20 protein-coding genes are annotated in these 26,155 nt (G+C 47.1%); 4 read left to right on the top strand and 16 right to left on the bottom strand.

The window, feature by feature from the left end:
* Window position 1: 1 nt before the first annotated feature.
* Window positions 2–1,609, top strand: a complete 1,608-nt coding sequence (locus VNM22_16080) for a hypothetical protein (GenBank protein ID HWP48675.1) — start codon at window positions 2–4, stop codon at window positions 1,607–1,609.
* Between the two features lie 96 nt (window positions 1,610–1,705).
* On the opposite strand, the gene VNM22_16075 is transcribed toward VNM22_16080, so the two are convergent.
* Window positions 1,706–2,977, bottom strand: coding sequence for a TolC family protein (locus tag VNM22_16075; GenBank protein ID HWP48674.1), 1,272 nt, complete (start codon window positions 2,975–2,977; stop codon window positions 1,706–1,708).
* A gap of 1,150 nt (window positions 2,978–4,127) precedes the next feature.
* Here VNM22_16075 and VNM22_16070 point away from each other — a divergent pair.
* The 3 genes from VNM22_16070 to VNM22_16060 all read left to right on the top strand — a co-directional run bounded on the left by VNM22_16070 (window position 4,128) and on the right by VNM22_16060 (window position 7,834).
* The gene (locus tag VNM22_16070) at window positions 4,128–5,537 is read left to right on the top strand and encodes a rhodanese-like domain-containing protein (GenBank protein HWP48673.1); all 1,410 of its coding nucleotides are present in this window, start codon (window positions 4,128–4,130) and stop codon (window positions 5,535–5,537) included.
* A gap of 486 nt (window positions 5,538–6,023) precedes the next feature.
* Window positions 6,024–7,013: a hypothetical protein gene (locus VNM22_16065; GenBank protein ID HWP48672.1), complete on the top strand. Its 990-nt coding sequence runs from the start codon at window positions 6,024–6,026 to the stop codon at window positions 7,011–7,013.
* Between the two features lie 188 nt (window positions 7,014–7,201).
* Window positions 7,202–7,834, top strand: a complete 633-nt coding sequence (locus VNM22_16060; GenBank protein ID HWP48671.1) for a Rieske (2Fe-2S) protein — start codon at window positions 7,202–7,204, stop codon at window positions 7,832–7,834.
* Window positions 7,835–7,884: 50 nt separating this feature from the next.
* On the opposite strand, the gene VNM22_16055 is transcribed toward VNM22_16060, so the two are convergent.
* The 15 genes from VNM22_16055 to VNM22_15985 all read right to left on the bottom strand — a co-directional run bounded on the left by VNM22_16055 (window position 7,885) and on the right by VNM22_15985 (window position 26,028).
* Window positions 7,885–8,271, bottom strand: a complete 387-nt coding sequence (locus tag VNM22_16055; protein HWP48670.1) for a DUF302 domain-containing protein — start codon at window positions 8,269–8,271, stop codon at window positions 7,885–7,887.
* 93 nt (window positions 8,272–8,364) lie between these two features.
* Window positions 8,365–8,760, bottom strand: a complete 396-nt coding sequence (locus VNM22_16050; protein ID HWP48669.1) for a hypothetical protein — start codon at window positions 8,758–8,760, stop codon at window positions 8,365–8,367.
* A gap of 258 nt (window positions 8,761–9,018) precedes the next feature.
* Window positions 9,019–9,990, bottom strand: coding sequence for a 6-phosphofructokinase (gene pfkA, locus VNM22_16045; GenBank protein HWP48668.1), 972 nt, complete (start codon window positions 9,988–9,990; stop codon window positions 9,019–9,021).
* A gap of 307 nt (window positions 9,991–10,297) precedes the next feature.
* Entirely contained in the window at window positions 10,298–11,974 is a 1,677-nt protein-coding gene (locus tag VNM22_16040; GenBank protein ID HWP48667.1) for an AarF/ABC1/UbiB kinase family protein, read from the bottom strand.
* 10 nt (window positions 11,975–11,984) lie between these two features.
* The gene (locus VNM22_16035; protein HWP48666.1) at window positions 11,985–13,025 is read right to left on the bottom strand and encodes a type II glyceraldehyde-3-phosphate dehydrogenase; all 1,041 of its coding nucleotides are present in this window, start codon (window positions 13,023–13,025) and stop codon (window positions 11,985–11,987) included.
* A gap of 241 nt (window positions 13,026–13,266) precedes the next feature.
* Window positions 13,267–13,524 carry an SHOCT domain-containing protein gene (locus tag VNM22_16030; protein ID HWP48665.1) on the bottom strand — a complete coding sequence of 86 codons (258 nt, stop codon included), beginning with the start codon at window positions 13,522–13,524 and terminating at the stop codon, window positions 13,267–13,269.
* A 212-nt stretch (window positions 13,525–13,736) separates the two neighbouring features.
* Entirely contained in the window at window positions 13,737–14,387 is a 651-nt protein-coding gene (locus tag VNM22_16025; protein ID HWP48664.1) for an isoprenylcysteine carboxylmethyltransferase family protein, read from the bottom strand.
* Entirely contained in the window at window positions 14,384–14,644 is a 261-nt protein-coding gene (locus tag VNM22_16020; GenBank protein ID HWP48663.1) for a DUF2933 domain-containing protein, read from the bottom strand. The genes VNM22_16025 and VNM22_16020 overlap by 4 nt, the downstream gene beginning before the upstream one ends.
* An 11-nt stretch (window positions 14,645–14,655) precedes the next feature.
* Window positions 14,656–15,033 carry a cupredoxin domain-containing protein gene (locus tag VNM22_16015; protein HWP48662.1) on the bottom strand — a complete coding sequence of 126 codons (378 nt, stop codon included), beginning with the start codon at window positions 15,031–15,033 and terminating at the stop codon, window positions 14,656–14,658.
* Window positions 15,030–17,699 (bottom strand): heavy metal translocating P-type ATPase, encoded by a 2,670-nt coding sequence (locus VNM22_16010; GenBank protein ID HWP48661.1) that lies wholly within the window; start codon window positions 17,697–17,699, stop codon window positions 15,030–15,032. The genes VNM22_16015 and VNM22_16010 overlap by 4 nt, the downstream gene beginning before the upstream one ends.
* Window positions 17,700–18,112: 413 nt before the next feature.
* Complete coding sequence (locus VNM22_16005) at window positions 18,113–18,577, bottom strand: hypothetical protein (GenBank protein ID HWP48660.1); 465 nt, start codon at window positions 18,575–18,577, stop codon at window positions 18,113–18,115.
* A gap of 364 nt (window positions 18,578–18,941) precedes the next feature.
* A complete protein-coding gene (locus VNM22_16000; protein HWP48659.1) occupies window positions 18,942–20,369 on the bottom strand; it encodes a copper oxidase in 1,428 nt (475 codons plus the stop codon).
* 156 nt (window positions 20,370–20,525) lie between these two features.
* Window positions 20,526–22,043, bottom strand: a complete 1,518-nt coding sequence (locus tag VNM22_15995) for a TolC family protein (protein HWP48658.1) — start codon at window positions 22,041–22,043, stop codon at window positions 20,526–20,528.
* 243 nt (window positions 22,044–22,286) lie between these two features.
* Window positions 22,287–22,751: a hypothetical protein gene (locus tag VNM22_15990; GenBank protein HWP48657.1), complete on the bottom strand. Its 465-nt coding sequence runs from the start codon at window positions 22,749–22,751 to the stop codon at window positions 22,287–22,289.
* Between the two features lie 67 nt (window positions 22,752–22,818).
* Window positions 22,819–26,028 (bottom strand): efflux RND transporter permease subunit, encoded by a 3,210-nt coding sequence (locus tag VNM22_15985; protein ID HWP48656.1) that lies wholly within the window; start codon window positions 26,026–26,028, stop codon window positions 22,819–22,821.
* Window positions 26,029–26,155: the final 127 nt, after the last annotated feature.

The raw sequence follows: 26,155 nt of genomic DNA, 5'->3' as shown, positions 1-26,155 counted from the left end.
CATGCAAGTATTTTCTTTATCCGATAGGGAAAAATTAGAACAGCTCCCTGCAGAGGACATCGTAGAGTATTTTAAAAAAATACCTGATATAACCGAATATACGCTGGATTGTAACGCTTATCCATTATCAAGATTAGAAAAATTGAAGAAAATCCTCAGTGAAGCCGTCGAATCTGTCTCCTCCCAGAGTGAGTCGTATAATACGTACGATAAAATCCTTAAGCGTCTGTCCGGTCTGATTACCACCCGGGTTGATTATGTAAAGGGCTTCATTCAACAGGTATTAGGGAAGGAATCCCCCTTAAATAGTAAATACTTCCTGGAAACGGCCCCTACGTCGGATATCCTTCACCATGTGGATCTTATGAAAGACGTTGGAATTTCTCCGGAGATGGAGGAAACAGAGTACAATGAAGTTCTTCAAAAACTGGTGAAGGTTTTAAAATTTCGATTTAACGAGGCTTTGAGCATTTACAAAGAACTTTATTCCACCACCTATGAAGAAATTGCGAAAAATAAGACTAAATTCCCCCAACAGGAATTAGAACAATATAAAAGATTTCTGGAAGACGCTCTCTTGATGACGAAGACCCACATTACCGTTAAACCTCAACAGATTCAGCAGCTCAAAGGAACTCTGATCAAAATTCTGGAGGCTTTGGCCGTTCGAGCCCTTGAATCCGTGGAGACTTTTGATAAGTCTCAATATAGACAGATCTTAAATCTTATTGAAACAAATATAAGTGGCCTGGAAGCAGAGTTTGCCCATGAAATTATCGAGCGTTTCTCCAATCTCATCCCCGAGGCTATAGCGGAAAAATATCCCCTCACCATTATCCGCCATAACAGGAAACTGGCCGAGTTACTGATCGAGATTTCTAAACCTTCAGAGTCGATTTTAGATCTGTACGACATTTTAATAAGTTTTACCATTGCCGAAGCCGAAAAAATCCGGAGCCTGAGAATTGAAAAGCAAGAACCTGCAGATTCGCCCCTGGAAGTAAAAATAACCCCGGGTGAGCGGGAAATTCAGGAAGAAATGAAGCACTTTGAGACTTTAACTTTAACCCAAAAAGCCCTGGCTTTAATTCGATTGTCCTTTTATGGACTTTTTGAAACCCTTTCCTCACTCACTTTAGAAGAATTAAATAAATATCCTATCGGAGTCCTTAAATCCGCCGAGAAGACTTTAAAGGAGCTGGAACAGCAGGAATTATCGGAGAAGGAGATTCAGATCATTCGGACCAATACCGATTATATAAAAGCCCTGGAACTTCTGGATAAGGCCATTGCAGATTATAAAACCTTGGGTGAAAAGTACGACTTTATAAGTCTTTATAGAGAAACCGACTATGAAGTCCAGGGAGTGAGTTACTGTACCTTTAACGACCTGATATTACGAATGATTCAGAATATTGGAGAAGCCAATTTTATCCTGAATTCTACCGGGGCAGGAATTTCCGCGGAGCGTCAGCACGAATTAACGGTTACAATCACCGAAAGATACCGTCAGGAATGGAAAAGACAGCGAGAAGCAGAAGAAAAAGAAGAAGAACTCGAACTGGTAAAATTAGCAGAGCGGAATGTCCTGCCTGACAAAGTCAAATAGCAAAGAAACACGAAGCCATCTCAGGCTGAATGGAAGGGAAGAAAGAGTTTACCCTCTACACATCAAGCCAGCTGGAATAAACCTGGTTCTTGATCCTTATTTCTTCTCTTCGGTACCCCTCAAAGCCCTGGTAAATTGACTTCCCATAGCCGTTTCCAGCTCGATCAAAGCCAGATTATAGTTATAGAGGGCTTCTAAAAAGAGGGTATTTGTTCGAATGAAGTCTTCTTCTGCCCGAGCAACTTCCAGAAATTCAATCTCCCCTGCCTGGAAAGCTTTCCGGTTTAACTCCAGATTTTCTCGGACCAGTTGGATAAGACCTCGCTGAAACACATCCAGATTTTTCTTACCGGTTTCAACCTTGGCAAATCCGATTCGTACCTCTTGCTCGATCCTATTTTTCAAAGCTGCCAATTCCAGGCTTACCTGATCCTTGCGGCTCAGAGACTTAGCAATCTCCCCCTGATTCCGGTTAAAGAGAGGAAGAGGAATAGAAACAAACCCCCCTATACGGCGCTCATTTCCTAACTCTCGCTCAAAAGTGCCCCCAACCTCGATATCCGGAACTCCTTCTGCCCGGGCCAGGGAAATATCGGCCTCTGCTGCTTTTACGGCTACTTGAAGACTTTTATAATCCGGCCGATTGGCCAGAGCAAATTGGATTAATTCGGTCAGATTAAACTGAATCTCTTCCTTAGAGAGGGTCCCTTCCACTTTGAGACCCTCCACCCCGGAAGGCCCCCCGGAATCCAGGATAACCCCCAGAGCCATTAAAAGCTCGGAATTCGCCTGACTGAGCTCATTTTGAAGGTTTAGACTTTCCGTAGTTGTCCTCTGTAATTCAATAGAGGCCAGATTGACTCCCATGAGAGGGATATCTCCGGCTTTATAGCGTTTGTTAGCAATATCTAAAATAATCCTGTTAACCTCCAGGACTTCCTTTATTAACTCCTGTCGCCTTTGATTAAATAACACGGCATAAAAAGCTTTTTTGACCTCGGCCGTTTTTAGCCGAACCACATTCTGAAAATCTAAATGGGCTTTTTCCAGTTTTAATTGGGCCACCCGTTTGCGATGTCCTATTTTCCCACCCAGGGGAATTTCCTGGCTTAAGTTCACATCATAATTAAACCCGGACAAATCTCCATCCGGAATACGCTGATTTCTTCCCGTAAACTCAATTCTTGGATTGGGAAGGAGTCCCGAGGTTATCAACTCTCCCCTGGCTATATCGATTTCTGCCTTAGCTGCCAATATTTCCGGATTATGCTCCATGGTAAAGGTCAAAAGTTCATCTAAAGTATAAGACTTAGTGGGATTGAGTTTAGGAACCTCCTGACCCATTACCTGTAATGGATCGTTCAACAAACCGTTCAGACTCACCAGTACAGAGAATAAGATTGAAAAAAAGGGTTTAACACGCTTCACAAGATAGGGTTCACACGCCAAGCTTTGTACTGATTTAGTCGAAGGAATACCGGGGAATTAGCATCCGGGTTCCCTTTCCAAAATTCAGGACAGAGCTCTTTGTGCTTTTATGAAAAAACAATTAAAGACCAACCCTAGGTAGGGTTCCCAACCCTTCAGGTTATAGTTTCACAGCAAATAAGCGTAACTTTCTTTTGTAGAAAGACTTTTAATTTTAAACAGGAAGATTGTTATAAAACAACTACTTCTATTTTAATTCTTCGAAGGCTTTGGACCCTGGTAAATGGGATAAGTATCTCCCCTCAAAGGGATCAAGGTGGCTGGATGAGAGGATAGGTAAAACCGGGAAGGATTTCGCCAGGGGTTGGAAGCGAGATCGTAGAAAGTACTACTATAAAAACCAATACTCCGGGGACCATCAGATGAAGATGCTGATAATAAAAATGAAAACAGAAGCCGTTTCCTAAGTTAGAAGAATCATTATGCTCTATATCTCTCCATTCATGGGGATTTAGAAAGCACCACAGGTATCCCACGGAAAATAGCAAAATAGCTACTATTAAAAGAAATCTGTAAGGTCTAGAATTCCGCGGCATAAATTTTGTAGACTTTTAGAGCGAAGAGGTTTACCAGAGAAATTTTTACAGGTTTGAAGTATAACCATCTATTTGGATCTCGTCAACGGAAATCTCTTCTAATTATCTGAATTTTCTTACTTAGTTAATTGAATTATTTATTTAATAGGGTAATTTAATAAAGTAAGGAAATGAACTTAAACCACTAACAAGAGTATTCATTGAAGTGGTAAAACGGGAGAAACCAGAGGTTGTGTGAATCCTCACATCGTACTCTGGAAGGTAGGTGAATCTTTCGCGCTTCAACGGCCCCGGTATTTGAAGTGCTTCGTGAGGAGTAAAAAGGACAAGCAGGCAGGGGAATTTATCCTTTTTTATTGTTTATTGGGCTCATCCTGAGAAGGGGAATTTCTTTTCATGGGTAGGGCGAATTCGTAGTTCACGAAAGACTCTTTGAGTGAATGGGATTCGCTTCATAGAGGGAGTTTCCCTTAATTTAGTTAAAGGAGACAACTATGTATTTTAGACAATTTTATCTGGGATGTCTTGCCCATGCTTCTTATCTCATAGGATCCGACGGGGAAGCTGCTGTAGTCGATCCACAACGTGATGTAGATATTTATCTTGAGGAAGCGAAGCAACAGGGACTGACGATCAAACACGTGATTGAAACCCATCTCCATGCTGATTTTGTATCCGGTCATTGCGAGCTTGCCAAACGTACCGGTGCAAAGATTTATCTGGGTGCAAAAGCCGGAGCGAAGTTTGAGCACGTTCCTGTCTATGAAGGAAATGAGATCAGGATGGGCAAAGTCGTTCTGCGCTTCATGGAAACACCCGGCCATACCCCTGAATCCATCTCAATCCTGGTGATTGATACAGAGAAATCCGACGAGCCCGAGGCAGTACTTACAGGTGACACCTTATTTATTGGAGATGTTGGGCGCCCTGATCTTCTTGGCTCAAAGATGAGTTCCAGAGAACTGGCTGGCCTGCTTTATGATTCGCTCCATGAAAAGTTGTTAAAATTACCTGATTCTGTGAAGGTTTATCCAGCCCATGGGGCCGGCTCTTTGTGTGGGAGAAATATTTCAAGCGAAACAAGTTCTACCATCGGAGAGCAGAGGCGGTTCAATTACGCCTTGAAGGAAATGCCAAAAGAAACCTTTATACAAATGGTTACGACCGATTTACCCGAAGCACCGGCTTATTTCAGCATGGATGCCCAAATAAACCGCCAGGGTCCCTCTTCATTGGATGAATTACCGGAGCTACCGGCTCTTTCACCGGAAGAAATCGAAAGGATGAGAAACCGGTCGGAAGAACCTGAAGGCCGTACCTGTGTAATTTTAGATACCCGATCCTCCGCCCAATATGGAACGGGTCATATTCCAGGCTCCCTTAATATCGGTCTGGGTGGTCAATTTGCCTCATGGGCAGGGTCCCTTATCAAACCAGAAGTTCCCATCATCATCGTTGCAGAAGATGAAGGACGGGTCCGCGAAGCCAGGATCAGGCTGGCACGTGTTGGACTTGAAAATGCCGCAGGATATCTGGCCGGAGGAATATCCGCCTGGGACAGGGCAGGGTTACCCCTTACTACAACTGAACAGATAACGGTTAACGAATTAAATGCCCGGATCCAAGAAGGTATGCCCTTGCAGGTAGTAGATGTAAGGCGTCCTGGGGAGTGGAACGCCGGCCACATTAAGGAAGCCATCCATATACCCCTTAATCATCTTGTAGAGAACACCATTCAACTCCATAAAGATAAGGCCATTGCAACTATCTGTGCAGGAGGCTATCGCTCTTCGATCGCTACAAGCCTTCTTGAGCAGCAAGGGTTCCGACACATTACAAATGTCGTTGGTGGGATGAGTGCCTGGCTCGCTGCAGGGTTCGAAGTGGTAACCGAAAACCCTTAGGCCTTTTAGAGATTATCAGGAAGCCTGATCCGGATACTTTTTCATCGAATTCCCCGATGCCAACATACCTTTCATGGGGTCATGGGACCGTGGGGGCAGGTTTGAAACCTCCCCCCCTACTCCATGAAATGCAACAAACTGACATAACCTCTGTCCTTAGCAGGAAAAGAGGGAACCCGATTCCCCTTTCTGCAGGTCCTCACCCTTACTCCTGAATTCTTACACAAATTTAAGAAATCCTTCAGTAGGAAGTTTGAAAATTTAGCTTACATTTTAATTAACAATGGGTCGTCCTTTCAGTCAGGAGGTATTTCTCAAGTTGAGAAGAACACTTTAAGTAGGACAAACGGCCCCGTTTGTCTTTCAGGTCCTTGTGGGCGACGAGGGGAGCGAAACCCTCTCTTACGAAGAGGGAAGCGGCTTTGGCCCCTTTGTTTTGCTCTGGACTGAAGTATTATATAAAACTGCAAAAGCCTAAAAACCTGAATGAAAAAGCTTTACTTATTGCTAACTCCGGTTATCCTGCTCGTTCTCAAAGTGCAGGCTCAGAACCCTCCACCCCTTCAACTGGTACAAACCATTCCTTTACCCCATGTTGAAGGTCGTATAGATCATCTGGATGTAGATCTTACAGGCCAACGACTCTTTATTGCTGCCCTGGGTAATAATACCTTGGAAATCCTGGACCTGCGGGCAGGTAAACCGGCCCATAGTATTACAGGATTGTACGAACCCCAAGGGGTTACTTTCATTCCGGAATTCAACAAGATTTTCGTAACCAACGGGCAAAGCGGTACCTGTGATATCTTCGACGGAAACTCCTTCAAGCTCCTTCAAAGTATCAAATCTCTAGATGATGCGGATAATATTCGTTACGATGCAACCACCCAGTTTATTTATATCGGCTACGGTGATGGGGCCCTGGCCCTGGTAGATGCAGCCAGTGGCAAGTACCTTGGGAATATCCAACTAGAAGGCCATCCCGAGTCCTTCCAGTTAGAGAAGCAAGGGCCGAGGATTTTTGTGAATATTCCATCGGCCCATCACATAGCCATAGTGGATCGAGAAAAACGCACGGTGCTGGCAAAATGGCCGCTCAAAAATGCTCAAGCAAACTTTCCCATGGCATTAGATGAAACCCATCACCGACTGTTCGTTGGCTTTCGAAAACCTTCAAAACTCATCGTTTTTGATACTGAATCAGGCCGGATAGTGACTGAATTAAACAGTGTGGGGGATAGTGATGATATCTTCTATGATCCTATACACCGACGGATATATGGGATAGGTGGAGAAGGTTTTATCGATGTTTTTGAACAGAAGGATGCAGACCACTATGAAAGGGTCACCAAAATTCCAACGGCTTCTGGAGCCCGTACAGGACTTTTCGTGCCTCAGTTTAATCGCCTTTACCTTGCAGTCTCCCACCGTGGAAATCAAAAAGCAGAGATATGGGTTTATGAAGTTTTGGGATGAAAGGAAGAAAATAGCTTTTTACCCCAACTTATGCTAGATTATAGGATAGAGAGAAATGTTAGGATTATAACGGAATTCATTTATGGAATTTCTTTCAAGTTAAAGGGTATTTCTGGATTTATAAAGAAAAGAAAGGAGTCTTTATAACATTTCTGTCCATATCTTTTCTAAAAAGGATTTTAGGAATTATGGATAAAAATGTTATACCTGTAAGCCTTATGGATGAAGAATGTGAGATTTGCTCTTGTTTTAATCCATTACTGGAGCGGCGTACCTTACTGAAAGCGGCACTGGGTATGGTCTTAGGGTTGCCATTTATAGATCCTGCTCTGGCTCAACCCACCAGTCCCACCGCAGCGCCTCCTGAGGAAGGGGATCAATTTGTTTTTGCCTTTGGAGATAAAAAGGGAGAAATTATTACCCCTAAAGATCTCCCTCTGGGCGGACCCCAGGTGATGGCTTATCCCATGGATCCTAAAACCAAAGTTGTAAAGGACGGCTCCCGTCTTAACAAGATTATTATTATCCACCTGGATCCGATAGAACTTTCTGAAGAGACCCGTGCACATTCCGTCGAGGGGATTGTAGCGTACTCGGCTATCTGCACCCATCAGGGATGTGATGTGACGGAATGGAAAAGCAAAGAGAAGGTTTTCCTATGCCCCTGCCATGAATCTGAATTCGACCCCAAGAATGAGGCTCAGGTTGTGCACGGACCGGCTTCTCGGCGGCTTGCAGCATTACCCCTTAAGTTAGTAGAAGGTGCTCTGGTCGCTGCAGGAGGTTTCATAGGTTCCATAGGTCCCAGAAGGAGTTATTAACCTCCGTATAGATTCCCGGTAAAATTTTAACTTCTAGATGGCGTCTCTTTTTATAAACTATCGATAACTTTTTTTAATTTATTTCGAACCTCTGTAGCAATTTTCTTTAGCGCAGGATTTTCGATTGCCTGCATGGAGGCCACGGGATCAATGGCAGACACCTCTACTTGTCCATCAGAAGTTTCCTGCACAATTACATTACAAGGAAGCATGGTACCAATTTTATTTTCTGCCTGTAAAGCCTGATAGGCAAAAGGTGGGTTACAGGCTCCCAGGATTCGGTACTTCTGAAAATCGACCCCCAGTTTTTTCTTTAGGGTCTCCTTGACATCTATTTCCGTAAGAACACCAAAACCCTCTTTTTTTAATTCTTCTGTTACTTTGGCTATTGCTTCATCGAAAGTCATTTCTAAAACTTTGCTAAAATAATAACTCATAGTACTTTCTCCCTTCATCTCGTTTAATAGGAAGAGTCGAGATAGCGGGGCATCCGATTTGTAAGGGATGCCCCTTCCCCCGGCTCTTCAGTCTTATTGTTGCTTCATCATCTCCGACATTCCCTTGTGCATCTCTGACATCCGTTCTTTCATCTGTTTTATCATATCCTGGTTCATCATCTTTCCGCTGCTCATCATCTCCGACATCTGTTTCATCATCTGAGTCATCTGGTTCATATATTCAGACATCTGTTTCATCATATCCTGGTTCATCATCTTTCCACTGCTCATCATCTCCGACATCTGTTTCATCATGGAAGACATGGCCCCCATCATCGTTCCCATATCCCTCATCATCCCCTGGTCCATCATCATTCCTCTAGATTGTCCAGAAGGTTGGGATTCCTGAGTGGTGGGTTGGGCCAGAATAGCCCCACTGAGGGCCAACCCCAATAGGGTGACTAAACTAAGAGTTAAAAAGTGTTTCATTTTTATTCTATTCCCCTTTTTGATTTAGTTCACATGACTACAAGTTTATAGCTTTGTCTTAGGATCGATAGTTTTAATGGTTTTAACAGTTAAAGAGTCAGATCTTTATTTATAATCCTCACCTCCTCCCTTTATTCTGGACTGCATCCGCAGTGATGATCCCAGCCAATCGGTACAATCCGGACAGTCATCGGCCCGGATACAGGTCAGATAGGCCACAAAAGGTATCGTTGCATACGACTTTTACTCTTAATTCGGTTATTTTGCCAACACGCGCGCCAACTCTAGCAGATGGAGATCCGGTAGTTTCTTGTTGACAACCACTTCGGCCAGCGGCGTAGCCGTAACTTCCCCTTTAAGCAAGCCTATCAGCCGCCCATGCTCGCCCCGAGCCAGGGATTCTACTGCTGTCGCACCCAGTCGGGTAGCCAGGAGCCGATCGAAGGCGCCCGGGGCTCCACCTCGCTGAACATGGCCCAATACAGTCACCCGTAGCTCAAAGCCCAATCGTTCCTGATGTTTTTGGAAGTAGCGTGCAAGTCCTTCAGCGTTATACCGGGCCCCTTCGGCTACCACCACCAGCGCATGGGCCTTGCCTCGCTCGTAGGCGGCTCGTAACTCGGCGGCTATAGTTTCCGGATCCGTTTCCACCTCAGGGATGACTACAGCTTCAGCACCGCCAGCAATGCCGGCCATCAGGGCCAGATAGCCACAATCTCGACCCATAACTTCAACCAGAAAGGCTCGTTGATGGGACGAAGCTGTAACTTTCAACCGATCTATAGCTTCCAGGGCAATGTTGAGGGCGGTATCTACTCCGATGGTGATTTCAGACCCATAGAGGTCATTATCAATGGTTGAGGCCATACCAATCACCGGGAAACCCATCTGAGATAGCCTGTGGGCACCGGTCTGAGACCCATTACCTCCGATGACAACCAGGCCGGAGACGTTTTGTTCTTGAAGCTGGTTCAGAGCTTTTAAACGCCCTTCCTCGGTCTTGAACTCGGGACAACGGGTACTGCCAAGTATAGTACCTCCTCGCTGGATGATACCCCCCACGTCTCGAGCTCCCAGGGGTATAAAATCACCTCTCATAAGACCCGTGTAACCATGGCGTACACCGAAGACCTCCCAGCCTTTATCGAGTCCGGTCCGGACCACGGCCCGGATGGCAGCATTCATACCGGGAGCATCCCCTCCACTGGTTAATACCGCAATACGTTTCATGTCATGTTCCCTCCCATTTTAATTGAGCCAAAGTCATTTCCTGGGTTTCAACAAATTTAAGCAAACCCTCGACCTCTTGTAAACTTAGTTCTAATTTAAGACTCCCTCCGACGCCTCTCCCTATAGCAGCGGGTAAACTTAGCTTAGACGGACATCACTAACTTTATGGCATCCGCCGGGGGGGAACGTGTCTTTACCCCATTACGTATCGACCCGGCCACTCTTCTCACAAATCGTGATTCAACTGGCGGTAGAGTTTAATGAGGCCATGATTCCGGGTTGATAATTCCTGGCGGATAGAAGCCATCTATGAACGACCTGACCGCCAGATAGACCATAGTAGCCCCAGGCCGAAAAACAGGACCATCCCGAACAGTAGCCCAAATACCCGGCTCCCGAATCGCTCCCAACCCGGAGGATGATAGACCAGCATAAGCAAGCCAAGTCCAATGATCAAGGCTGCTGTGAGGGTACTCATTGCCTGCCGGTTGGTAGCTCGATGGAGTTCTCTCAAGATCTCTTCTGGTTCCTCACGGCGGCTGACAATGGTAATCTCACCCCGTTCCAACTGTCCCAATAGGCGCCCGAATCGTCTGGGAAGATCAACCCCCAGATCGATCAGATCCAGCGCCCCTTCCGCAATCCGATAGGCTTGTGTTCTGGGAGAGTGACTCTGCCACCAGAAGCGCTCGAAGTACGGTTGTGCAAACTCCATCAGCTTAAATTCCGGATCCAACTGAGCTCCTAACCCCTCGCTCATGGCAATGACCTTGGCCATTAAGGTCCAATCGGTGGGGAGCTGCAGTCGGTGACGCAGGGCAATGGCCATCAGTTCGTTAAAGGCCTGCCCCGCCGCGATTTCTTTGATCGGCCGATCGTAATAGCGCTGGATGAAGTGATCCAGGTCTCGCTTAAGGGCCTGGCGTTGCACGCGCCTTCGAGCGATGCCAAAAGCCAGAAATTCGTCTACCAACCGATCTGCGTCCTGGCGAACCAGAGCCAGGAATAGTCGAATCAATCCCGCCCGTAAAGAGGTATCCAGGCGACCGACCATACCGTAGTCAATCAGACCAATCACCTCACCGGGCAACACAAAGAAGTTGCCAGGATGGGGATCAGCGTGGAAGAAACCATGCTCAAAGACCATGGTGAGCATGATGCGTGCACTGTTCTCAGCGATGCGGTGGCGGTCTAGCCCGGCAGCCTCCAGAGCTTCTAGATCACTAATTTTGATCCCCCGGATCTCTTCCATGGTGAGAACCCTTTGGGTGGTGTATTCCCAATAAATCCGAGGGACATGGAGAGCCGGCTCATGGGCAAAGTTTCGACGAAAGCGATCGGCGTTTTGACCCTCCCGCGTGTAATCTAACTCATTGCGCAAGGTAAAGGCGAACTCCTCCACCCAACCCTCAATATCGAGATACGTACCCAGCGTGGTATATTGAGTAGCCAGGTGGGCTAAATCAACCAATACTTCTAGATCCTGCTCCACCTGAACTTCTACACCAGGACGCTGTACCTTGACTACCACCGGAGTACCATCCGGCAAACGGGCCAGATGTACCTGGCCAATGGAAGCTGAGGCGCAGGGTTGGGTTTCAAAGGTTTTAAAAATCTCCCCGGGTGGCGCCCCCAGCTCGCGTTGGATCACTTCGACTACCTGGGAGTAAGATACTGGTGGCGCGCTGTCCTGCAGTTTGCTGAACTGAATAAGGTAATCGGGGGGTACCAGGTCAGGACGGGTACTCAACACCTGACCCAGCTTGATAAACGTTGTACCTAGATCCTCCAGAACCATACGCACATGTTCCGGCTGAGTATAAGGCTCCGATCGCCGGGGATGACCCAACCATCCCCAATGGAAGGGGACAAGATCACCCAGACCCAATTGCATCACCAGCCAACCAAGGCCATGACGAACCAGGGTGCTGGCAATCTCCCGATAACGCCGCAGATGACGAACCCGCCTTGATCCTATCAGCATCCTGCTTACCCTATAAAAATCGTTGTTGGATACCCAACGATTTATTCGTCATTTCTATGGATTCCTGGGCATTCTTAACCGTTCCTGTTAAGGCACGAATTGCATCGATGGTCTCAGGAATCACAATGGCTTGATTGTCCACCATGTAAGAATAAAAAACCTCATCTCCCTGTACCTTTAAAATATCCTCCCAAAGGGCCACTTCATAGAGGTTCCCTTGAGGTTTACCCAGATCCAGCATAAGCTCTTTTACAGTATTGAGGGCTTTTAATCCATCACTGGCACGAACCATCGCAATGCGGGAAGAGCTATGAAAGGCATCCAGGATTTCATCGTTGGAGGCCCTTCGGGTCAGTTTTACAGACCAATAATGGAGATGACCCAGGGTTTCGGGTACTTTAACGGCCATGGTCACAACATTCAGCTCCGGATCCACCGTTTGTGCGTCAGGACCTTGATGACTCGGAATACCTTCTTCGGGCACCAACGTGTTCATAATCCCATCCAAATGGCTTTCCCAGGGATCTGTAGCCCTTCTGAGTAAAGTTCCGCGAGCCTGTAAAAGTAATCCAGCCCTTTTTAAAGCGGTCAGGGTTCTAACAATGGAAGTGGTATTACAAGACACTACTCTTGTTGAATCCCGTCCAAGGGCACTTTCATAATTGGATTCAGCCACAAAGGAATGACCGGTTACTTCATGTTTTTCTCCTCCCTGAACGATGAACTTTACATGGGCCTGCCGATATTTTTTGGCATTTTCTGCACCAAACTTCTTCGGTGCACAGTCAACAATTACATCTACCTGCTTTAGCAAATCATCTAAAGTACCTTCCACTTTTAACCCGGCCTTACGCATAGCCAATACGGTATCAGGGGTTGAACCAAACAGGGAATAGCCTTTATTGACTGCAACCCGGATACGCCAATCGGTGGCCACATCGCAAACACCAACTAATTCCATATCTTCTTGTAGGGCCACGGCGTCTGCAACGCGCTTTCCTATGACACCATAACCGTTAACAGCCACTTTTAGGGTCTTTTTTGAGCTCATAACTTATCTCCTTTCGTTAAATAAACAGATATTAAATACCAAAAATTTACCCCTTATTAAAGATAAACAGTTTAAATATAAAGACACACGTGTCCCCAAATCACTGGAACCGATCCAGCAGCGATCAATAACCAGCCCAAAGCTGGCGTGGGGAGGAAGCAGCCCCCTGGCGGAGCCCCCTAAACACCTGACTACTAAAAATGGATATTCTGATAAATAAACTTGTCACAAACCTCTTAGTCTAAATCTGTTTACCCGTCGACGGCTCGGTCGGTGGTTTGTCTCGTTCCAGTCTCGCCTTTCGCTCTTCATACTCTTCGGTAGATATCTCCCCCGTTGCATAGCGACGTTGTAGAATCTCCAAGGGCGTTTCGCGGTGAAGTCGCGCCTTTTTTTTCGGTACCGGAGTTAGTAATGAAAAGAACAAGATGATTAAGATTATCCAGAAAAGCCACCAAAATATATGCATTCCCCAAAACCATCCTCCATCATGCATCATAGTTTTACCTCCTTTAAATTGAAAAAACATGTATTCTTCATCCTAAGAACAACTCTAAAGATCTTGTTTTATTCCAACCGGACCCGTTCCAGATACTTCAGTACCCGACAGGGCTATCTCGGCTGTTCCTCGATCCGATATCGCAACGGGTCTGTCATGAATAATCGGGGAGGAGCATCAAAATGCTCCAACCAACCTATAATCTCAACCTATCATTTACTGTGTGCAATTGCACGGCCAAGGCACGGAAAGAAAGCCGGTGTTGTCTCAGCATAGTGGGCATATTCTTCACCAAATTCTGCCAACATCTCGCGTTCCTCCTGGCGCGCCAGTCGAACGTACCTATAAACCAGTACAGGAAACATAAGCAATGTCAGTAAGGTTGGCCACTGTAGAAGGAATCCCAACATGATCAATATAAAACCATCATACTGGGGATGACGTACGTAGGCGTATGGGCCGGTCACCGCTAATTTATGGCCTTGCTGTGCCTTGTAGAGCACCTGCCAAGCAGATGCAATCAGGAAGAAACCGCCGAAGATGAGCAGATTACTGAGGATATGAAACATGTCAAAATGAGGATCCCCTTTCATACGAAATAACGTATGCCAGAGGTGCCCGGCATTGTGCGAGAGGAGGTTAAGCTGGGGATAGCGGCTCTCCAGCCAGCCCGAAAGCAGGTAAAGGGTTAACGGAAAACCATACATTTCGGTAAAGAGTGCCACGATGAAAGCTGCAAAAGCACCGAACGACCGCCAGTCACGGCGCGTATGCGGACGAGTAAAGCTAAAGGCAAAGATGATGAAGACTAAGGAGTTGATGATGACCAACCCCCACAGGCCATAGGCAGGGGTATCGCTCATTTTTTACCTCCTTGAGGGTTATGATTGGGGTTTTCGGCGTGATTCATAGGTTCTTTCCTGTCTTTGCTATGCCCGCCACGTCTTCCGTGGAGGAAATGCAGAAATGGGCAGGCAAACAGCATCAACCAAGGTAAGATACCGAAGAGATGAGCGGTATGCTCGGTCACGAGAAAAAAAGCAATAATAACAAGGAAGGCAATCAGCACAAAACCACTCCGTGAGGAGAACAGGCCATTTGAATTTTGTTGGGTTTCCATGTTTTTTCTTCCTATTCGACGATAAGTTTGCCACGGAGCATACCCATCTGACAGGCGAATTCATACTCACCGGGTTTTTCTGGCAGGAATTCGACTGCCACGGTTTCACCGGTAGGTAGTCTGGCACTTTTGTTGAAGTCTGGAAACAACACCATCTCCGAACAAGAGGCAGTCTCTTCTCGGCGGAAGTTGAGACGCACCGGCTTCCCATGCTCCACGACAATCACATCTGGTGTGTACCCCCCCTTGACCAGGATCATAGCTTCTTGATAGCCACTACGGGTAATAGCTGCCCGCGTACCCTTAGGCTTCTTGAGCCAGAAAAACCAGATAATAAAGGCTATCAATAGTAAGCCAAATACCGTAACGATCCAGCGATCTGGGGTCATAGGACTCCTCCTTTCGGTTTAAAGTAGCGTAAACGGTTGGCGTTACTAACCACCGTTACAGAACTGAAAGCCATGGCTGCTGCGGCGATCAAGGGAGAAAGTAAGATACCAAAAAATGGGTAAAGTACTCCCATGGCAATGGGAATACCCAACACATTATAAATGAAAGCACCAAACAGGTTTTGATATACATTGCGCATCGTTGCACGGCTGATCTCAATAGCTGTTACCACTCCCATAAGACTTCCTCTGATGAGAGTAATGTCACTGGCTTCTATGGCCACATCCGTACCAGTACCTATGGCTATTCCCACATCTGCTTGGGCTAAGGCCGGAGCATCATTGATCCCATCACCCACCATAGCCACTGTCTTACCTTCCAGTTGTAGTTTTTGTACTTCATGGGCTTTGTCTTGGGGTAGGACTTCTGCCAGTACCCGGTCCACGCCAACCTGTCGAGCAACAGCCTGAGCTGTACGTTGATTGTCCCCGGTGATCATGATGACCTCTAATCCTAACTTGCGCAAGGCAGAAATGGCAGTCTTGGAATCCGGCTTGATGGTATCCGCTACGGCTACCAATCCTACCGCCTGACCATCTACAGCCACATACATGGCTGTTTTGCCCTCCCCGGCTAATCGCTCCCAATAACTGGAAAGGGCTTTAATATCAATGTGGTGATCCTGCATGAGCCGGATATTACCCAGCAGTACCTCCTGCTTACCTACTCGACCCTTAACTCCTTGACCTGGAACAGCAACGAACTCCGATGCTTCCATAAGTGGAAGGTCTTTTGCCTTTGCGGCCTTGACAATAGCATCTCCCAGGGGATGTTCTGAGCCACGTTCCAGTGAAGCCGCAAGGCGTAGGATTTCGGCTTCATCAAAGCTTGGCTTGAGCCCTGGAAAGCCTGTTACCGGAATTACATCGGTCAGGGCAGGCTCACCCTGGGTAATGGTACCCGTCTTGTCTAATACGATCGTATCCAACGCCTTAGTGGTTTGCAAGGCATCACCAGAACGAATCAAAATACCATTTTCTGCAGCCTTGCCGATACCTACAGTGAGTGAGGTAGGCGTGGCAAGACCTAAAGCACAAGGGCAGGCAATAATGAGTGTGGTAACAAACACGATGGTAGCATAGATGATACGCGGTTCAGGACCGAAATCGTACCAGATTATGAAGGCGAGCACCGCGAGAATCATCACGGCCGGTACAAAATAGCCAGAAACGGTATCCACCACACGTTGAATAGGAGCCTTAGAACCCTGAGCATCTTGTACCATACGGATGATATTGGCAAGTGCTGTATCCTTACCTACCTTAGTAGCCCGAAATTTGAAGCTACCGGTTTTATTGAGGGTAGCACCAATCACCTCATCACCTACATGCTTCTCTACAGGAATGGACTCACCGGTGATCATGGATTCATCCACGGCGCTACTTCCCTCAATGATCGTTCCATCCACCGGAATCTTCTCACCCGGTCGCACCACGACTATATCTCCTACCACAACTTCTTCTACCGGCAAGTCGAGTTCCTTACCATCCCGTATGACCCGCGCAGTTTTAGCCTGCAAGCCGATGAGCCTCCTGATTGCTTCGGAAGTCTTACCCTTGGCTTTTACCTCAAGGGCCAGACCTAATACAACTAAGGCCGTTACAACTACACTTACATCCCAGAATACTTCGGCCAGTTCCTCTTTGGGAAATAAGCCAGGAAATGCCACAGCTACCACAGAATAGAGAAAGGCAGCAGAAATGCCCATGGCAATTAAGGTATGCATGTTTGCAGAGCGATGTTTCAAAGCCTCCCACATCCCTATGAAGAACTGGGAACCGGACCATAACATCACAGGTAATGTCAACACTCCCAACAGTCCCCACACAATACGTCGTTCGATGCTCCCCCTGGGCATCCATTCCCGCAGGCCAGGAATCAAATCTGGATAGCTGAAAACAATCACAGGAAGCGACACAATAGCTGCAAACCAAAATTTGCGCATAAGAGTTTGATATTCTTCAACCCTATTCTGTTCCTCCTCAGTAATTGCATTTTGTGCCAGGCCAGAGATAGACTTGACATGATATCCGGTAGACTCGATGGCCTCGCGTAGGGCCGCCATATCTACCTTGGCAGGTAAATAGGTTACATGGGCTGATTCCGTTCCCAGGTTAACCGAAGCTGTCAGGACACCGGGCGTTTTTTTCAGCGCTTTTTCAATAGCGACCACACAGGAAGCACAATACATCCCAGAGATCGGTATAACTGTGCTCACAAATCCGGCTTGATACCCATTCTGTCGGATCACTTTGACAAACTTCGCGATTCCGGTCTCATGGGGATCAAAGGTTATACTGGCCACTCCTGTAATCGGATTAACGAATACTCGTTTTATACCTTTGACCTTTTTAAGTTCACGTTCAAGGGCCTGCGCCGAACTGGCATAATCGATACCCTCGATAGGTAGATGGACCGTGGTTTCGGCAGCGTCTTTATTTTCTTCTTCAGTAGTTTTTTCAAGATATTCCCCAGGGTTCGCTTTAAACTCACCCAGACATTTATCCGAACAAAAATAATAGACGGTCCCGTCATAGGTGGAAGTACCTGCAGCCATATTCTCTTCCACCTGCATACCACATACTGGATCTTTCACCTGGGCCATGTTACTTACTCCTTTGATCTAAAATCACAGGAATTGTGAAGCAGGCAAGATGCCTGCACCCTCTGATTCATAAGGTATCCGACTTATAACGAATACCTCATAGGCATCACCCTAAGAAGGGGGAAAGCCCTATTTTCTGCCTGAACACCCCCTTCCCCCCCCCTTTAACCATTACCCACATTTTTTCATTTTTACTCGATCCCCCCTAGCCCCCCAGTTCCCCCTCTCCGTAGGGGCGGGAGGCCTCCCGCCCCTACGGAGAGGGGGTGAGGGGAGCAGGGAAAGGTCAGGAAAGGGGGCCTTAACTTAATACCACGGGGGTAAGGGAGGTGTCTAGACCCCAGGTCTAATTCTTATTCTTAGCTTGGTGCGTATCGTATAGCAGATACCTTATCTATAGATACTTTCTCCAATCAGGGTTGTTTCCCCCCTTGCATCCTCTTCTGCATCTCCGACATCCGCTCCATCATCCGTTTCATCATATTCCCACCGCCCATCATCTCTGACATTTGTTTCAGCATCTGGGCCATCTCCTGCATATTCTCAGACATCTGCTTGGCCATTTCTGGCGTTATACTCCCCTGCGCCAGATCTTTGGACATCTGCTCCAGCATGGAAGACATGTTTTCCATCATCGTTCCCATATCCCTCATCATTCCAGGACCCATCATACCACCCCCCATCATGCCTCCCATCATGCCGCCTCCCATCATACCTTGCTGGGGTTGTTGAGGCCTTTGGGATGGTTGAGGTTGTTGAGACTCCTGGGATGATTGGGAATGATGTTGTTCATGTTGCTCAGATTGTTGAGCCAGAGCAATTCCAAAGGGAACCAGGAAGAATAGAGAAATTAAACTAAAAGTTAAAAAGAGTTTCATCTTGACCCTCCTTTTCAATTTAAATTAAAGAGCCGGAGAAAGGACCCTCGTTGGGGGCATAGGGGGAATGGTCCTCCAGGTATAGCCGTCAGAGGATCCTATCCCCAGAGTTTAAATACCTCGACTCTTTTAGTTCAGATGATCCCTTTCCTCTATAACTATCAAAACTAATGCAAGAGAGACTCCAAACTTCATAAGAGGTGACAGGACTTATGATGATAGTTATTAACCCTCTACAAATTCAAGATATAAATCCAAGATTTGGATTTAATTTACCTGTCCTGAAATCTTACATTACCCTCAAAAACCTAATATTTACAGGTTTATCCTGGGATGTCAGATATCAGGACAAAAACAAGTACCTTTAATGATCCCTGTGAAGAGGAGCTGGCTGTTGGGGGGGTTGTTTCGTCTGTCTCTCTTTCATCATAGCCATCACTTTTTCGTACATATCTGGTGGAAGGACACGGACTAAGGTCATCATACCCTGTATGCCGCCTGACCATCCCGGGCGTAACCCGTAGGTCTCCGGTTTAGCAACGGCTTCATCCATAAGCATGAACATGTCTTGCGGAAATCCGGGTACCCGTTTTTTGTTCCCATTTTCGGTAGGAGTCCCGTGACCCTGGTGGGGTTCGGTGCTCTGAACACCTACGAGATGAGAAGTCGGTTTTTCTCGGGTGACCATGCCGGTACCACGTCCCAAAGCAGGTCCAAGATCTTCATCCAGAGCGTTCCCTTGCCGGATTATCCCCATCCCTTCTTCCATTCCCATACCGGTAGGCATCCCAGAACCTGCGTGTGCTATGGGGCCTACCATAGAGACCATATTGTTCATCATGTGATGAGGGAGGTGACAGTGCAGTAGCCAATCCCCCGGATACTTCGCATCGAACTCAATATCACGAGCCTGGGCCACGCCGACCAGCACGGTATTTCCAGGGTACCAGGCAGATTCTGGTATACGTCCTCCTTCTGTTCCGGTAACATAGAACGTGTTCCCATGTATATGCATGGGATGATGGTTCATACCCAGATTCACCATACGAATGCGAACACGTTCTCCCAATTTGACGATCATAGGAGTCGTGGCGGGCCCCGCTTTGCCATTTATGGTCAGCCAGTTAAATTCCATGGAAAGGGAGTTGGGAATGGTATTATTGGGTAACACGGCAAACTCCTGAAGGATCAGCCCAAAATCCTTATGAACAGGGGGTTGGTAAGGTTTTTTGGGATGAATGATAAAAAGTCCTATGAGGCCCATCATTTCTTGCATTGCCATATGGGAGTGGTAGAAGAAAGTACCGTTTTGATGAAGGGTGAATTCATAAGTGAACATCTCACCCGGTTTAACCAAAGGTTGGCTGATAGCCGGCACACCATCCATCTCCAGGGGGACCTCCAGACCATGCCAGTGTATCGTCGTGGCCTCGGGTAATTTGTTATGAAAGAGGAAGCGTACCCGATCTCCTTCCATTACCTCGATGGTAGGCCCTGGTACATGGCCGTTGTAACCCCAAATATCAAAGACTCTCCCCGGAATAAACTCTTGCCGGACCGGCTCGGCAATCAGATGAAAAACCTTGATACCATTCTCCAGTGTGTAGGGAAGTTTAGGAACATCGGGCGTGATAACCGGAACAAATCCTTCTGGTGGCCGGATAGTTGCTTGACTGGATGATATCCTTCTCTTAGAAGGAGTGTTCTGGGCTATGGCTTTTCGCCCTGTCAATAACCCTGTAGCTCCAAGAAGTACCAAACTTTTCAAGAAATTACGCCTGCCTTTATCCATGGGATATTTTCCTCCTTGCTATACTTTTACATTTTCTTGTAAGTTATGGATGTTATTTATCCACGAAGAGTGGAGAAGTATGGACACCCCCACACTCCCACACCCCCATACTCCCATACTTTTTAGGGTTCTTCGATTGTTTTATTAGCTGCTTCATCATCGTTGTTCCTGCACCTCGTGGATTCTAGGGCTTGGCATCCCGGGACTGCTCCCCGGGGTCTCACCGGTCTGGATTTCGCCTCCAGTTGGAGACATGTCCGGTGCATTCAGTCCCCCTGCCAGCAGCAATCCTCGGAGTTGAATCACATTCTGCCATAGATCCACAAGGGCTCTTACGTATTCAACACGCACCTGGAACAGGGTACGCTGTGCAATAAGCACCTGAGGATAGGCTACAGCCATCTCTCTAAACCTCGTTAAATAAAGTTCATAGGCTTTTTGGGCCGGTGGCAAAATATCCTTCTGATAACGCTGTACCATACTTAGGGCATTGAGGTAACGTGTAAAAGCCAAGGCCAGATTTGCCCGCAGAGCTAACTCCAAACGCTTCACTTCCTGCTCGGCCCTATCGACTTCAGCCCGGGCTGCTGCCACATTCCCCTGGTTACGATTAAAAAGTGGGACCCGGACCCCTACTTCAATGGCTCCTTCCAGTCTTGTAGGCCCACCCAGTGCTTCCAACGGCTCAAAGTTGTATCCAAACGCACCCCGCACCAGGAGATCCGGAGTAGGCTCTGCCCGGGCCCGCTCCAAATCTGCCCGGGCCTGCTCCACTCTGGCCTGTGCCTTCTTGATCTCGGGACTCTCACGCAGAAGAGCGGCCAGGATTTCCTCCCGGTTAAGCATCGGTATCTCTTCTTCCAGATTCCCTACCAATCGAGTCGGCTTGAGGGATGGATCACCCACAGCGGCTGCTAATTGCTGCCAGATACGCTCTCGATCATTTTCAGCTATCCTGAAACCTAATTCGGCTCTCTGTGCCTCAATCTGGGCCTCAAGGACGTCTGGTTGATCAGCCTGACCCACGTTGAAAAGCTGCTCAGAAATATCCACTGCTTCCCGGGCGATTTTAACCAGTTGATTATGCAACTCGATCAACTGTTGGGCCCCCAGGGCTTCATAATAGAGAAGACGAACGGTACTGAGCACCCGAAGTTTCTGGGCTTCTGCTTCAGCTTGAGCCTGAGCCTTTTCCTGAGCAAAAACATTGCGACCTTTCCTGAGTTTTCCAGCCGTAATGATACGCTGTTCCAGGAAGAACATATGCTCACTGGTCTTTGAAGGAGCCCGCAAGCTGAGCTGTTCACCCCTGTAGCCCATCACTGGATTGGGGTATAGACCTGCCTGAATCCTTCGTCCTTCGGCTACGCGGATGACAGCCTCCGCCTGAACGAGAGTCGGGTTATTCTGCAAGGCCTTCTGTTCCAGGTCTTCAAGGCGTAAGGTGGGCTCAGAGGTTACGGTTTGTGGGTTTTCTTGAGCTCCCACTTCTGGAAAGAAAGACATCATATACCACACCAGGATAATTGCTAAGAATATGGACTTGCCATAGAACTTCATCCATTGAATTTGCTCAATAAATCTAGAAAGGTTTTCAGTCTTTAGTGGAAGAACGATGCCGACCACGTCTTTTTGTACAGAGTATACATTAGCCAGCCACTTGTCTGAACCCATAATTTTTTTCCTCCTTGATTTAACACCTTATTTAAATAACTTCCAATTCCAAGGGGAAGAGCCTCAGTTACCACCGTGGTTAGTAGCTCGATAATGTCAAATTAGGTTTTAACCTTAGAGGCTCCTACGGAGCTAAAAGATCTGGGAGTAGGACCCTATGGGTAACAAACAGGTTGCCCCGCTAGGGCTTTTCGGTAATTTAACCTGGTCAAGGCAGGCTTCATCCCCTCTTACCATTTACCTCTATTGATGATGTTCTTGCCCGGCTGGATGGCCGAACCTTAAATTCTCTTTCTTATCCCCTCTCTTTAAACTGACTACGGCTTCACTATAATCTTTCGTCCCGAGGTCTACGTTTCCCTTAAGGAAGGTTGTGTCTTTTTCTTTGACCGGGGCCAGTTTGGATTCTCTTCTGCTGTTATCTGTTAATCTGAAATAAACGACTCCTTCGATCCCTTCCGCTGAAATGGGTTTCAGGTTTTTATCGTAAAGATAGACGTAAACTTCTTTTCCTCCTTTTACTAAAAATTCCACATGTTTCTCCCCGGTATCCAACAGTTGACCCTGATGGGGCGCTTTCTCGGTATGGCCTTCCTTACCGGTTTCTTGAGCAGACCAGGTTAAATGGGCGATGAATACCGGGCTGAATGCAAACAGGATTGATACAATCAATGGGCAGTAGATTTTAGATCGTTGTAAGTACTTCATAGTGTTTTCTCCTTTCCTTATTAACAGAGCTGATCTCTGGGGGTTCTCTACCCTAGAGACGAGCCGGTTATCTGCTAACAACTGTGAACTGATCGCCAGTTCCTGACTTTTTACTTTCTACCTTCTTTCCACGTCCCTCTATCAGGCGGTACAAGACAGGTAATACCAACAGGGTTAGAGCAGTTGCCGAGAGGGTTCCGCCTACAATAACTGTAGCCAGAGGCTTCTGAAGTTCTGATCCAGATCCCTGTGCCCAGATCAAAGGAACCATTCCCATAGCCGTTGCCAGCGCCGTCATCAACACCGGCGTCATTCGCTCCTCGGCTCCTTGTATGATAGCTTTATCCAATTCCAATCCCTCGTGGTATCGGAGATCGTTAATATGGGAAACCATAAGTACTCCATTTCGGACGGCAATACCGAAGAGCAAGATAAAACCTACCAGGGAGGAAACGTTAAGTACGCCACCGGACAGGTATACACTGATAATCCCCCCTACCACAGCTAAAGGAAGATTCAGGAGTACGGCGATAGCCAGCGGGGCGGAGCGAAGGCTGATGTACAGCAAGCTGAACATAACAAGGGTTACCAGAACAAACTCGATAGCCAATCGTTTGAAGGCACGCTGCTGGCTTTCAAATTGCCCTCCATAGATAATAAAATAACCTTCCGGGAGCTTTACCTGATCTGCGATCTTCTGCTGAACTTCCTGGACAAATCCTCCCAGATCTCGCCCGGATACGTTACTCTGAATCACTATACGTCGGGCTACATTTTCCCGATTGATGGTATTAGGGCCGGTGTTTATCTGTATCGTTGCCAGTTGTTCCAAAGAAACCCGAGATCCCGTTGGGGTCTGTATAATCAGATTCTTGAGCTTTTCCAGGTCCGCCCGACTCTTTTCATCCAGGATCACAACCAGATCATACTGCCGTTGTCCCAAGAGAACCTGGCTTACCGCTTCTCCTTTAAAAGCGGTTTCAATAAAATGGGAGATGTCTGCGATAGTCAAGCCGTAACGAGCCACAGCTTTTCGATCAACCTGAATCTTGAGCTGAGGTACCTCCACCTGTTGCTCTACAAAGAGATCCGCAACTCCTGGAACGGTAGAAACAACCCGATGAATCTCTTCCGCTTTGGTCCGAAGGACATTCAAATCATTACCAAAAAGCTTGATGGCAACCTGGGCATTGACCCCAGAGAGTAAATGATCAATACGGTGTTGAAGGGGTTGTCCGATGGTAATGAGAACCCCTGGAAACTCCTTGAGCCGTTCCCGCATGGCAGTAAGAAGTTCTTCTCGGGACCGCTTTCGTTTTTCTGGCGGGAGGAGACTTACCAAAATTTCAGAGGTATTAACCCCTTCGGCATGTTCATCTTCTTCGGCTCGACCCAGACGGTTAGTGGTAGAAACTACTTCGGGAAACTCATGGAGAGCCTTCTCAATCTGTACTCCGACCTGCAGAGTTTGCTCTAAGGAAGTTCCCGGGGGTAGTACTGCATTCACCAACAAAGTCCCTTCGTCTACAATAGGGAGAAACTCCCGACCCATAAACGGAATTAAAACCAACGAACCTAAAAATAGGAGAATAATGGGAATCAGAACTTGTCTGGGTTTTTTAAGGACCCTATGGAGGGTGGAACGGTATCTTTTTTTAAGCCAACGAACCAGAGGACTTTCCCGTTCGTTAAGATACTTGGGTTTTGTTAACATCAAATCGCTCAACACCGGTGTGACCGTCAGGGCTACCAGCAGAGAAGCGGCCATAGAAATGACTACGGCCAGACCCAGGGGATAAAACAATCGACCTTCAATCCCTTCCAGGGTAAACAGGGGAATAAAAACCAGGATGATGATGAGGGTCGCGAAGACGACTGCGCTTCGAATCTCGTTAGAAGCCTTCAAAACAACCTCACCGGGAGTTTGGGCCATTTTAGATAGTAACGTAAAAGCCCTGTTATGGGTATCCCCAGGGCATGGAACCTGTCCTGTTCCTGCCCGATCTGTACCGAAGAAATATTCCCTCAGGCGTCGAAAGATGTTCTCTACATCGATGATGGCATCATCCACAACCATTCCTACAGCAATGGCCAACCCGGCCAGAGTCATATTATTGATACTCAATCCGTACCCGTAGAGAATCATCAAGGTTAAGACAAATGAAAGGGGAATCGCGGTCAGGCTGATGAGGGAAGTTCTAAGATTGAACAGAAAAACCACAATAATAACAACGACCAGAATACCTCCTTCTAAGAGAGCTTCTTTGACGGTAGCCAGGGCACGTTCAATGAGGTCCGATTGAAGATATTCGGGTTTGATAACAATCCCCTCGGGGAGGGATTTCTCCAACTCCTTGAAAGCTTCCAGAATTTTTTTTGTCAAAGTAAGGGTATTGGTGTCAGGTTGTTTACTTATCTTCCCCAATACCGTCTCCTGGCCGTTTAAAGTTCCTGCTCCCCGACGGATGGCAGGTCCTGCTATTTTGACGGTGGCCACATCCTTGATTAAGACAGGTATTCCACCTTCTTTGGTGGTGATAACCGTGTTTTCAATGTCACTTACCTCCTGAACACGCCCAAACCCTCGGATTAAGTATTCCTGGGTGGGAGTTAAAAGAAACCCGCCCGAGGCATTCATATTTCCCTTTTCCAGAGCCTCCCGAACCTCCATCAAACTGAGTCCATAGCCCAACAGCTTATCCTGGCTCACCTGAACCTGGTACTGCCGGGGAAGTCCTCCTTGATTGATTACATTGGCAATCCCTCCGATGGATTTTAACCGAAACCGAATGATCCAATCCGCTACATCCCGCAAATCCATGGGGGAATACTTTCCGGTTTTATCTTCTAGAGCATATTCTACAATCTCACCTAACCTGGAGGTAATAGGGGCCATGAAGGGGGCTTCCACACCGGCTGGTAATTTTACCGTCTGAAGCTTTTCTGCAACCAACTGTCGGGCCTTGAAAATATCCGTTCCCCATTCAAATTCAACAAACACCACAGAAATCCCGATTCCCGAAGAAGAGCGAACCCGGGTCACAAAGGGGGTTCCATTGAAAACACTTTCCAGGGGAAAGGTCACTAAAGCCTCTACCTCCTCAGGAGACCATCCAGGCGCTTCGGTTAAAATGGTTACCCGGGGGTTATTGATATCCGGATAAAGATCTACAGGAATCTTCTGGAAAAGGTTGTAACCCCAGATGAGAGTAATACCTGCTGTTATCAGAACAAATAGTTTATTTTTAAGTGAAAACTCGATAATTTTAGCCCACATAACTTCACAATGCAGGGGTATGGAAACGCGGGAACTTGGGACTGGGAAACATGGAGACTTGGGGATATAGCCCGGTGTCGCCACGTCCCCCTGTCTCCGTATCCCAAAACTCCGTGTCCTTATATCT

The organism is Candidatus Limnocylindrales bacterium (assembly GCA_035559535.1).
Lineage (GTDB): Bacteria > Moduliflexota > Moduliflexia > Moduliflexales > JAUQPW01 > JAUQPW01.
The sequence above is the reverse complement of the archived record's forward strand: the minus strand, read 5'-3'. Positions and strand labels throughout refer to the sequence as shown.